The sequence below is a fragment of the Streptomyces sp. SID5910 genome (assembly GCF_009862125.1).
In the GTDB taxonomy this organism is placed as follows: domain Bacteria; phylum Actinomycetota; class Actinomycetes; order Streptomycetales; family Streptomycetaceae; genus Streptomyces.
This window is the reverse complement of record NZ_WWHX01000029.1, coordinates 1-11,469: the sequence shown is the minus strand read 5'-3', so window position 1 is coordinate 11,469 and position 11,469 is coordinate 1. Positions and strand designations below refer to the sequence as shown.

Here is an 11,469-nt window from a genome sequence, read left to right as displayed (position 1 = left end):
TGAAGATCACGATGGAGGACATGAACGAGCCCTTGCGCCCGTACATGTCGCCGATCTTGCCCCAGAGGGGCGTGGACGCGGCGGTGGCGAGGGTGTAGGCGGTCACCACCCACGACAGGTGTTCCAGGCCGCCCAGCTCGCCGACGATGGTCGGCATCGCCGTGCCGATGATCATGTTGTCCAGCATCGCGAGCATCATCGCGATCATGAGCGCGAGCAGGACCACCCGCACGCTCTTCGGCTGTTTCCCGCCGTCGGTGTCGACGGCCTTGCCCGTCGGTGTGTCCGCCATCGCTGCCACTCCCCAGCTACCACTGCGCATCCGCTACTTACTTGCCGCCCGGCAAGTTGACTACACTAGGGAAGGTAGACGCGTAACTAGCCGGGCGTCAAGTAAGTTTTCCGGAACGTGCGCGGAGTGGGAGGTGCGTAGGAGGATGGGCGGCACGATGGACAGCACCAAGCAGCAGCGGCGCCGCGGGGACACCCGCCAGCGCATCCAGGACGTGGCACTCGAACTCTTCGCCGAGCAGGGGTACGAGAAGACCTCGCTCCGCGAGATCGCCGAGCGCCTGGACGTCACCAAGGCAGCGCTGTACTACCACTTCAAGACCAAGGAAGAGATCCTCGTCAGCATCTTCGAGGACCTCACGCGGCCGATCGAGGACCTGATCGAGTGGGGCCGGCTCCAGCCGCACACCCTGGAGACCAAGCAGGAGATCGTCCGCCGCTACAGCGAGGTGCTGTCGGGCGCGTCCCCGCTCTTCCGCTTCATGCAGGAGAACCAGGCCGCGATCCGGGAGCTGCGCATCGGGGAGATGTTCAAGACCCGCATGCTGGGGCTGCGGGACATCCTCATAGACCCGGAAGCGGACCTGGTCGACCAGGTCCGCTGTGTCAGTGCGATGTTCACGTTGCACGCCGGGATGTTCGTCCTCCAGGACATGGAGGGCGACCCCGAGAAGAGGCGCGAGGCCGTGCTCGAGGTCGCCACCGACCTGGTGGTCCAGGCGCACCGGGGAGCCGGGGGCTCCTGACCGGCCACCTTCCGCCGGTCAGGGCGTGAGGGCCCCGACCGGCCGGCCGCGTCCCGTCAGGATCAGATGGTCACGCCGTGGGCGTGCAGGAAGGCGACCGGGTCGACGGCGGAGCCGTAGTTCGGGGTCGTGCGGATCTCGAAGTGCAGGTGCGGACCGCTGGAGTTACCGGTGTTGCCGGACTTGGCGATGTGCTGGCCGGTCTTCACGACCTGGCCGATCTTCACGTCGATCCGCGACAGGTGGGCGTACTGGGAGTACGTGCCGTTGCCGTGCTTGATGACGATGGCGTTGCCGTAGGCGGGGCCGTCACCGGCGCCGTTGCCGCCGGCCTTGACCACGGTGCCGCCGTGGGCGGCCATGACGTTGGTGCCGATCGGCACGGCGAAGTCCTGGCCGCTGTGCTTGTGGGCCCACATGCCACCGTTCTGAGCGAACTTGGCGCTGAGCTCGTACTTCTTGACCGGGTCGATCCAGGAGGCCGCCTTCTTCTTGGCGGTGGCCTTCTTGGCGCTCGCGGCGGCCTTCTCGGCCTTCGCCGCCTTCGCCTGCGCCGCGGCCTGGGCCTCGACGGCGTTGGCGACGGTGGAGGTACCGGACGCCGCCGTGGTGCCGCTGGCGGCCGCGACCCCTGCTCCCAGTGCGACCGAGGCTCCGAGGCCGGCGGCCATCACGGCGGCGCGGGTGCGGACGTTGGTCGTACGGGGGGAGCGGGGGGACGTGACACGCGAGAACATTCGAACCTCATGGGGACGGGAACACAGGAACGCCCCTCCGTGGGTGCTGGCGGATGCACAGGCACTCACCGGGCGGGCTCCACATTGGTAACCCGCCGGGTCGTAACCGCACAAAGGTGTGACCTACGACCCCAACTAGTACTTCACCGCGAAACTTCCCGACTCTTGACAGACCCGCCATTCCGGACAAAACCAGCTCAGAGCCCTGCATACAGCCCGGCACTCCGGGGTGATCTGTCCGTTTTCGTAGTTCTTGCGGCGTCGACTATTCCGCGTAGTACCGGGCAAATCGCCTGTGCGGCACATCACCGGGGACCATGATCGAGAGGCCGGTGGATGTGACCCGGGCTACTCCGTTCCCGGTTAACGCACCCCTCGCACAAGGCCGTTCAGACCCCCCGGATCGTGGCCGAGGCCACACGAAATGGGCCCGTCACCTGCCACTACTCGCCGGTAACCCAATCGTTGCCGTCCCGCCACTTGTCCGGGCGAACATGCACGCGTCAATTTTGGTGCCGTCAGGCATCCGCGCAGGCATGAGAGGACCCCACCCCCCATGACCGAACAGAACGGACAGACCAGACAGGACGGCCGGGCCGACCGGACCCGGAGGCGGGTCCTCGGCACCGCCGCCGTCACCGCGGCCGCGCTCACCATGGCCGTCACCCCGGCCGGCGCCGCCCCCGCCACGGCCCCCGCCACGACAGCCGGGGCGGCCACCGCGGCCACCGCGGCCGCCGCCGACGTCGACTACGCCACCTGGCAGCGGGACGTCCGGGCGGTGATGGACCAGGCCCTGCCGTATCTGAAGGAGCGGATCGCCGACGCCGCCCCCGGCGAGAAGCAGGCCGTCGTCCTCGACATCGACAACACCTCCCTGGAGACCGACTTCGGCTTCAGCTACCCGCAGCCCGCCAACCGCCCCGTCCTGGAGGCCGCCCGGTACGCGCAGGAGCACGGCGTCGCCCTCTTCTTCGTGACCGCCCGGCCGGGCATCGTCGCGGCGCCCACCGAGTGGAACCTCGACCACGCCGGCTACGAGTCCTCCGGCCTCTACGTCCGCGGCTTCCTCGACCTGTTCCGCGACGTGGCCGAGTACAAGACCGCGCAGCGCGCCCGCATCGAGTCGAAGGGCTACACGATCATCGCCAACATCGGCAACACCCCCACCGACCTGTCGGGCGGCCACGCCGAGAAGGCCTTCAAGCTGCCGGACTACGACGGCCAGTTGTCCTGACCCCCCGATAGGCTCCCCCCGTCGACCGACCACGGGGGTGGCACATGGAACCGGCGGTGCTCGGCGGGAAGTTGGCGTCCAGTCTGGTCGCCCCGCTGGTGAAGAAGCTGTTCGTGAGCGGCGGTCCCGGAGCCGGGCTGGTCGACAAGCCGGTCCGGCTGACGGACCTCGTCTCCTTCCGCGGCGAGAAGCGCACGCTCGGCGACCGTGAAGTGCGCGGGCTCGCAGCCCGGTTGGTCGGGGCGGCCCTGGACTCCCCCGGCGAGCCGCCCTTCCCGGCCGACGAGGAGGAGGCCGTCACCGACGCCCTGACGGCCCGTCTGCTCACCCTCGGCGAGCTGGACATGGACGACATCCAGGCGGTCCGGCTGGGCCACCGGGAGCTGGCCGCCCGGCTCCGGCGACACGCCCCGGGAGCGGGTGCCGGTCTGTCGGCCGACGCGGGCCACTTCCTCGACTCCGCGACGGAGTGGGCCTGCCTGCACATCCTGGAGTTCTTCACCCGGCGCTCGACGTTCGTCGCACGGACGCTGGTGGAGCAGACCCGCTCGCAGACGGAACTGATCGCCAAGGTCGACGAGCTGATCGCCCGCACCCCGCGCCCGGGCACCCGGGACACCGCGTTCGAGCGCCGCTACCTGGCGTACGTGGCCGAGCGCCACAACCACCTCACCATCTACGGCCTCGACCTGCGCGACTCCCCCGACCGCTGGCCCCTCGAAGTCGCGTACCTGAGCCTGGAGGCGACCGCGGGCGAGGAACGGCCCGCCGCCCTGCCCGAGGACCACCTCGGCACCACCGTGGCCGTACGCCTCCCCGCCGAGGACGCCCTCACGACCCACGACCGCGTACTGCTGCGCGGCGACGCGGGATCCGGCAAGACGACGCTGGTGCAGTGGCTGGCGGTGACCGCGGCCCGGGAGGGCACGCGCGTCCCGTTCGTCCTCCCTCTGCGCACGCTGATCCGCGCGGGCACCCTGCCCTCGCCCGTCGCCTTCCTCACCGCCGTGGGCTGCCCGCTCACCCCGCCCGAGGGCTGGGCCGAGCGCGTCCTCGGCGCCGGCCGGGGCCTGGTCCTCGTCGACGGCCTGGACGAGATCCCCGCCGCCGACCGGCACCGCACCCGCGACTGGCTCCTCGCCCTCATCCGCGCCTTCCCCGGCAACCGCTGGCTGCTCACCTCCCGCCCCTCCGCCGTACGCCCCGACTGGCTGGCCGCCGAGGACTTCCGGGAGCTGGCGCTGGCCCCGATGCGGCGGGCCGACGTCGCGACGTTCGTACGGCGCTGGCACGCGGCGGCGCAGGCGCCCGAGTACGAGGCGAAGCTGCTGGACGCCCTGCACACCAAGCGCGATCTGGCCCGCCTCGCCACCAACCCGCTGATGTGCGGCCTGATCTGCGCCCTCCACCGCGAGCGGCGCGGTTATCTCCCCACCGGCCGCAAGGAGTTGTACGACGCCGCCCTGACCATGCTGCTGGCCCGCCGGGACCGGGAGCGCGGCATGGACGCACTGGAGCTGGGCGAGGAGGCCCAGTTGGAGCTGCTTCAACGGCTCGCCTACGCCCTTGTGCTGAGCGGGCGTACGGAGATGGAAGTGGAGACGGCCGAGGGCATCGTGGAGCGCTGCCTGCCGTCGGTCGCCTCGGCGGCGGGGCAGGGCGACGCGGCGACGGTCCTGCGGACCCTGCTGCTGCGCAGCGGGCTGCTCCGGCGGCCCGAGGAAGGGGTGCTGGAATTCGTCCACCGCACCTTCCAGGACTACCTGGGCGCCCGGTACGCGGTGGAGGAGGGACATCTGGATGTCCTGGCCGGCCATGCCCAGGACGCCCAGTGGGAGGACGTCATCCGCATGGCGGTCGCCCACGCCCGCCCCGGCGAGCGTGCGGTGCTGCTGCGCCGGCTGTTGTCCCAGGACACCCCGCGGCTGACCCTGCTGGCCCTGGCCTGCCTGGAACACGCCACCGCGCTGGACCCGGCGATGCGGGCGGAGGTGGAGACACGCGCGGGGGCGCTGATCCCTCCCGGCTCGAAGGAGGAGGCGAAGACACTGGCCGAGGCGGGCCCCCTGGTGCTGGAGCTGCTGCCGGGCCCGGAGCGCCTGACGGACGAGGAGGCCCACGGGGTGACGGTGACGGCCTCGCTGCTCGCGGGTCAGGTGCCTGGGGGGAGCCTGGCTGTGCTGCGTCGGTTCCGGGAGCACCCCTCACTGGCTGTGCGGCGCCAGTTGGTGGGCACCTGGGAACGGTTCGAGGCACAGGAGTACGCGGCGGAGGTCCTAGATCACCTGGACCGCAGTGGCTTGTACCTGACCTGTGTCAACGGAGCACAGCGCGCGGCCCTGCAGGACATGCGGCCGTGGCCCTGGCTCGAGTTCCAGGGAGCCCACGGCATGAACGACATCCTCGCGTGCGTGGCGGAACCGGGCGCGGTCGAGGACCTGCGCTTCGTGGACAATCCCGAGGTGACCGACCTCGGTGAGTTGCTGGGCTTCCACGCCCTGCGTCACCTGGCCGTCTACCACTGCAGGTCTACACGGGGCCTCGGCCGGCTCGCACCACTGCGCCTCGAGGAGGTCACGATCGGCCATACGCCCGATCTCACCGGCCTGCAGGAGCTCGACTCCCTCACCCAGCTCTTCCTCGCGCAGCGGCTTCCCGGCACCAGGCTGACCGACTCCCTCCCGACGGCAGCACCGTTGCGGCAGCTCTATCTCGGCGGTGACACCACAGCGGACACCGGTCTTCAGGGTCTGTCCCACTGGGACACCCTGGAATGGCTCAGCCTGGACCGCGCCGACCCGATCAGTGCGGCTGACTGGACGGAGATCTCGCAGCTGCCACACCTGACAACGCTGCGTCTGAACGACTCACTCCTCCAGAAGGACTCCGCGACCCTGGCCGCGCTGCCCGGGGTACGCGAAGTCGTCGTCCGCACCGCCTCCGATGCCCGTCTCGACGCCGACGTCTTCGCCGCCCTCTTCCCCGACGCCGAGGTCTTCCTGGACCACGTCTGACGAGCAGGGCAACGGGACGAAAAAAGGGGCGGTCCCGGGACCGGAGTCCCGGGGCCGCCCCTTCACAGGCTCACCCCCGGAGGGCTACGCCTCCTTGCTCAGGTTCGGGCCCGCGCCGCCGGCCGCCTGCTCGATCGGCGGGACGTCGGGGAGCGCCGACTTCTCCTCACCCCGGAAGGTGAAGGTCTTGGCGTCGCCCTCGCCCTCGGTGTCCACGACCACGATGTGACCGGGACGCAGCTCGCCGAAGAGGATCTTCTCCGACAGCGAGTCCTCGATCTCGCGCTGGATCGTGCGACGCAGCGGACGCGCGCCCAGCACCGGGTCGTAGCCCTTCTTGGACAGCAGCTCCTTGGCGGACTGGGAGAGCTCGATGCCCATGTCCCGGTCCTTCAGGCGCTCGTCCACCTTGCCGATCATCAGGTCGACGATCGCGAGGATGTCGTCCTGGGTCAGCTGCGGGAAGACGACCACGTCGTCGACGCGGTTGAGGAACTCGGGGCGGAAGTGCTGCTTGAGCTCGTCCGACACCTTGTTCTTCATGCGCTCGTAGTTGGTCTTCGTGTCGCCCGCGGCGGCGAAGCCCAGGTTGAAGCCCTTGGAGATGTCCCGGGTGCCGAGGTTGGTCGTCATGATGATGACCGTGTTCTTGAAGTCCACGACCCGGCCCTGGGAGTCGGTCAGGCGACCGTCCTCCAGGATCTGCAGCAGCGAGTTGAAGATGTCCGGGTGGGCCTTCTCGACCTCGTCGAAGAGGACGACCGAGAACGGCTTGCGGCGCACCTTCTCCGTCAGCTGACCGCCCTCCTCGTAGCCCACGTAACCGGGGGGCGAACCGAAGAGGCGGGAGACCGTGTGCTTCTCGCTGAACTCCGACATGTCGAGGGAGATCAGCGCGTCCTCGTCACCGAAGAGGAACTCGGCGAGCGCCTTGGACAGCTCGGTCTTACCGACACCGGACGGGCCGGCGAAGATGAACGAGCCACCCGGACGCTTCGGGTCCTTCAGACCGGCACGCGTACGGCGGATCGCCTTCGAGAGCGCCTTGACGGCGTCCTTCTGGCCGATGACCCGCTTGTGGAGCTCGTCCTCCATGCGCAGCAGGCGGGAGGACTCCTCCTCCGTGAGCTTGAAGACCGGGATGCCGGTGGCGGTCGCGAGGACCTCGGCGATCAGCTCGCCGTCGACCTCGGCGACGACGTCCATGTCGCCGGCCTTCCACTCCTTCTCGCGCTTGGCCTTGGCGGCCAGGAGCTGCTTCTCCTTGTCGCGCAGGGAGGCGGCCTTCTCGAAGTCCTGCGAGTCGATCGCGGACTCCTTGTCGCGGCGGACGCCGGCGATCTTCTCGTCGAACTCGCGGAGGTCCGGCGGCGCGGTCATCCGGCGGATGCGCATCCGGGAACCGGCCTCGTCGATCAGGTCGATCGCCTTGTCCGGCAGGAAGCGGTCGGAGATGTACCGGTCGGCCAGGGTGGCGGCCTGGACCAGTGCCTCGTCCGTGATGGAGACGCGGTGGTGCGCCTCGTAGCGGTCGCGCAGGCCCTTGAGGATCTCGATCGTGTGCGGCAGCGACGGCTCCGCGACCTGGATCGGCTGGAAGCGGCGCTCGAGGGCCGCGTCCTTCTCCAGGTGCTTGCGGTACTCGTCCAGCGTGGTCGCACCGATGGTCTGGAGCTCACCACGGGCCAGCATCGGCTTGAGGATGCTCGCGGCGTCGATGGCGCCCTCGGCGGCACCCGCACCGACCAGCGTGTGCAGCTCGTCGATGAACAGGATGATGTCGCCGCGGGTGCGGATCTCCTTGAGGACCTTCTTCAGGCGCTCCTCGAAGTCACCGCGGTAGCGGGAGCCGGCGACCAGTGCGCCGAGGTCCAGGGTGTAGAGGTGCTTGTCCTTGAGGGTCTCGGGCACCTCGCCCTTGACGATGGCCTGCGCGAGGCCCTCGACGACGGCGGTCTTGCCGACGCCGGGCTCACCGATCAGCACCGGGTTGTTCTTGGTACGGCGGGACAGCACCTGCATGACCCGCTCGATCTCCTTCTCGCGCCCGATGACCGGGTCGAGCTTGGACTCACGAGCGGCCTGGGTGAGGTTCCGGCCGAACTGGTCGAGGACCAGGGACGTCGAGGGGGTGCCCTCGGCAGGCCCGCCGGCGGTGGCGGTCTCCTTGCCCTGGTAACCGGAGAGCAGCTGGATGACCTGCTGCCGCACCCGGTTCAGATCTGCGCCCAGCTTGACGAGGACCTGGGCGGCGACGCCCTCGCCCTCGCGGATCAGGCCGAGCAGGATGTGCTCCGTGCCGATGTAGTTGTGACCGAGCTGAAGGGCCTCGCGGAGCGACAGCTCCAGGACCTTCTTGGCACGGGGGGTGAAGGGAATGTGACCCGACGGGGCCTGCTGGCCCTGCCCGATGATCTCCTCCACCTGCTGGCGGACCGCCTCGAGCGAAATCCCGAGGCTCTCAAGGGCCTTGGCGGCGACACCCTCACCCTCGTGGATCAGGCCCAGGAGGATGTGCTCGGTGCCGATGTAGTTGTGGTTGAGCATCCGGGCTTCTTCCTGAGCCAGGACGACAACCCGCCGCGCGCGGTCGGTGAACCTCTCGAACATCGTTAATCGCTCCTCAGAGCGGTCAGGCAGTAAGGGGAACTTCCCCTCCCTGTCCTTCCGCAGCTTAGTCCCGCAAGCGGGGACCGCTCATTCCAACTGCCGACACCGTCGATGGCCTCCTGACCCCTGACGCCGACATCTGCCACAACCCGATGGTGCGAGACGATGTTCCCGCAGGCCAGGCACTTACCCCGCTCGCCAGTACGCCGATGGCGAACGTGAGACGGCCCATTCTGCGTGTCGCCCCCTCCCACTAGGGATGTCTTACCCGCTGGGACTGACACTCCATGCCGCGCGCACCGGTTCCCTCCGCTACGGGCGAACAACCTTGCGCCTCCCCACACCCCCGCGCGCCTCCTTTTCCGGAACCAGGTGCATTCACTTGACCACCCAGCGTAACCCGGTCGCCTTTTCGGCGGTTGCGCTTGGCATGGCTGGCGTCCTGCCCACGACCCCCACGGTGCCGTCCCCCCGTCGGCCGCTCGAAGCGAGCGGGACGGAGGGGGAGCGGGTGCGGTCGTGGTACGAGGGCGGGCTCGGCTGGCCGACGGCCCCCGGGGCCCCTGTACGGCTTCGCGTGGGCGTTCGTTTCGACGTCCTCGACATCCCGGCCGAGGCCGGTCACGCGGCGCTGCGACACCGGGCGGGGCACTTTCCGGTGGCGTTGCGGGGCGAGCGGATGCTGCTGCTCGTGGCCGTGGGCGGCGCGGACGAACTGCCCGGGCTGCTGGACTGGCTGGAGTGGGGCTCCCTGGAGCTCGACCTGCGGGCGGTCGGCGCGGGCGGCCTGATGGACGCGCCCCTGCCCCCGGAGTGCGGGCTTCCGGCGTCGCCCAGGGAGGCGTCGTCCCCGGGCCGTGACGCTTCGCAGGGGGCCGCCGTGTGGCTGCGGCCCCCTGGGGCGGGCGGTGAGGCCGAGGCCTCGCTGCCGGCGCTGTCGGCCCTGGGGGGTGCCGGGACCGCCCCCGATCTCGCACGGCTGGTGCACACGCTGGCGACGCAGTGCCACCGGCTCCGGCTCTCCCGGGCGCGACGCTGAGGGCATGCGGGCCGAGAGCGTGCGGACCCGGAGTGTGCGGGCCTGGTGTGTGCGGGCCGGGGCGGTGACGTGGGCCGTGATCAGCCGTTGGCCTCTTCGTACGCCTGGCGGATCGCGGCGGGGACGCGGCCGCGGTCGTTGACGTCGTGCCCGTTCGCCTTCGCCCACGCGCGGATCGCCGCGGTGTCCTGGCTGCCGCCCGAGGAAGCGCGCGCCTTTCCGCGGCCGCCCGAAGCGCGGCCCCCGGTGCGGCGGCCACCCTTCACGTAAGGCTCGAGAAGACCACGGAGCTTGTCCGCATTGGCGGTGGTGAGATCGATCTCGTACGTCTTGCCGTCCAGCGCGAACGTCACCGTCTCGTCCGCCTCGCCGCCGTCGAGGTCATCGACAAGAAGGACCTGAACCTTCTGTGCCACCGGATTTCCTTTCATCGATAACGTGAGGGTCGGAGGTCCGCCGGCGTCCGCCGTATCGCCGTCCCTTGTTATATGCAGTACTGCAGTACGCCGGAAAGCAAACCGCTTTTGCCGGAAAAACACAAACCCCCGGTGGGAACCCGCAGCGGCCTGCGGCCCGGAAAGGTACGCGTTTCGGACATAGGGAACCCGATCGCGGTCCGGCGGTGGAATAAACCTGGCGATGAGTTGCGGATGAGGTTGTGGTTCCGGGTCGGTCGTCTCTTGGCGGCTCTTGACTGCCTTGGCGGCCGATCACAGGTGCAGAAGCATCCGGCTGTTGCCCAGGGTGTTCGGTTTCACCCGTTCGAGACCGAGGAACTCCGCCACGCCCTCGTCATAGGAACGCAGCAGCTCGGCGTAGACATCCGTGTCCACGGGCGTCTCTCCGATCTCCACGAAGCCGTGCTTGCCGAAGAAGTCCACTTCGAAGGTGAGACAGAAAACGCGGCGAACACCCAGCCGGCGTGCGGTCTCCAGCAACTTCTCCAGCAGCCGATGTCCGACGCCGGCGCCCTTCAGGCCGGGCTTCACGGCGAGAGTGCGGACTTCCGCGAGGTCTTCCCACATCACGTGCAGGGCGCCACAGCCGACCACCTCGGCGTTGTCGTCCCGTTCCGCGACCCAGAACTCCTGGATGCTCTCGTAAAGCGTCACCATCGCTTTGTCGAGCAGGATGCGGTCGCGGACGTACTCGTCGAGGAGCCGGCGTACGGACGGGACATCGCTGGTGCGGGCCCGCCGGACGGTGATGGCAATTGACATGTGGGGACGCTATCGCTCGCCGGTGTCCGTGACGGAGCCGGGGCCCGGGGCGGGTGTTTCCGGGCCCTGCACGATGCGGATGGCGTCCCTGAGTGCCTGGCGCTGTTCCTCGCTCATCATGCCGAAGAAGGCGATGAGAGCGGCGGCGGGGTTGTCGCTCTGGGACCACGCGTCGTTCATCAGCGCGGCGGCGTAGGCGGCGCGGGTGGAGACCGCCTCATATCGATAGGCCCGGCCTTCCGCCTCGCGGCGGACCCAGCCCTTCTGATGGAGATTGTCCAGGACGGTCATGACGGTGGTGTACGCGATCGACCGTTCCTGCTGGAGATCTTCCAGGACTTCTCGAACGGTCACCGGGCGGTTCCACTTCCACACCCGCGTCATGACCGCGTCTTCGAGTTCTCCCAAGGGGCGAGGCACGCTCACGACAATAGTGGGGAATCAGGGCGATCGCGTGCCGGACGTGCGCATTCGCTGGCTTTTGTGGGCGGGAGGGGTCGAGTGGGCACAAAAAGGGCGTACGGCTCGTCGGCGCGGGTGCGCGGAGGAGCCGTACGCGGGGTGCGTGCGGGGGG

At 69.3% G+C, this 11,469-nt stretch carries 10 protein-coding genes; 4 read left to right on the top strand and 6 right to left on the bottom strand.

Translation table 11 applies throughout. The annotated features are described in order from the left end of the window. A partial coding sequence (locus GTW67_RS01155) for an MFS transporter (protein WP_161162925.1) occupies positions 1-292 on the bottom strand: 292 nt, incomplete at its 3' end. Positions 293-437: 145 nt separating this feature from the next. Here GTW67_RS01155 and GTW67_RS01150 point away from each other — a divergent pair. Further along, positions 438-1,037, top strand: a complete 600-nt coding sequence (locus tag GTW67_RS01150) for a TetR/AcrR family transcriptional regulator (protein WP_202436657.1) — start codon at positions 438-440, stop codon at positions 1,035-1,037. 62 nt (positions 1,038-1,099) lie between these two features. Here the strand turns inward: GTW67_RS01150 and GTW67_RS01145 are convergent, their stop codons facing one another. After that, positions 1,100-1,774, bottom strand: coding sequence for a M23 family metallopeptidase (locus tag GTW67_RS01145; RefSeq protein WP_161162923.1), 675 nt, complete (start codon positions 1,772-1,774; stop codon positions 1,100-1,102). A gap of 556 nt (positions 1,775-2,330) precedes the next feature. Between GTW67_RS01145 and GTW67_RS01140 the strand changes: the two genes are divergently transcribed. Further along, entirely contained in the window at positions 2,331-3,011 is a 681-nt protein-coding gene (locus tag GTW67_RS01140; protein WP_161162922.1) for an HAD family acid phosphatase, read from the top strand. A gap of 44 nt (positions 3,012-3,055) precedes the next feature. Next, a complete protein-coding gene (locus GTW67_RS01135) occupies positions 3,056-6,025 on the top strand; it encodes an NACHT domain-containing protein (RefSeq protein ID WP_161162921.1) in 2,970 nt (989 codons plus the stop codon). Between the two features lie 84 nt (positions 6,026-6,109). Here GTW67_RS01135 and GTW67_RS01130 read toward each other — a convergent pair whose 3' ends face one another. Then, the gene (locus tag GTW67_RS01130) at positions 6,110-8,635 is read right to left on the bottom strand and encodes an ATP-dependent Clp protease ATP-binding subunit (protein ID WP_161162920.1); all 2,526 of its coding nucleotides are present in this window, start codon (positions 8,633-8,635) and stop codon (positions 6,110-6,112) included. A 430-nt stretch (positions 8,636-9,065) separates the two neighbouring features. Between GTW67_RS01130 and GTW67_RS01120 the strand changes: the two genes are divergently transcribed. Continuing rightward, positions 9,066-9,674: an SCO3374 family protein gene (locus GTW67_RS01120; RefSeq protein ID WP_161162918.1), complete on the top strand. Its 609-nt coding sequence runs from the start codon at positions 9,066-9,068 to the stop codon at positions 9,672-9,674. Between the two features lie 80 nt (positions 9,675-9,754). Here GTW67_RS01120 and GTW67_RS01115 read toward each other — a convergent pair whose 3' ends face one another. From GTW67_RS01115 to GTW67_RS01105, 3 genes are all read right to left on the bottom strand, one after another. After that, positions 9,755-10,090: an Lsr2 dimerization domain-containing protein gene (locus GTW67_RS01115; protein ID WP_161162917.1), complete on the bottom strand. Its 336-nt coding sequence runs from the start codon at positions 10,088-10,090 to the stop codon at positions 9,755-9,757. A gap of 294 nt (positions 10,091-10,384) precedes the next feature. After that, positions 10,385-10,894, bottom strand: coding sequence for an amino-acid N-acetyltransferase (locus GTW67_RS01110; protein ID WP_161162916.1), 510 nt, complete (start codon positions 10,892-10,894; stop codon positions 10,385-10,387). A gap of 9 nt (positions 10,895-10,903) precedes the next feature. Next, positions 10,904-11,302: a BlaI/MecI/CopY family transcriptional regulator gene (locus tag GTW67_RS01105; RefSeq protein ID WP_161162915.1), complete on the bottom strand. Its 399-nt coding sequence runs from the start codon at positions 11,300-11,302 to the stop codon at positions 10,904-10,906. Positions 11,303-11,469: the final 167 nt, after the last annotated feature.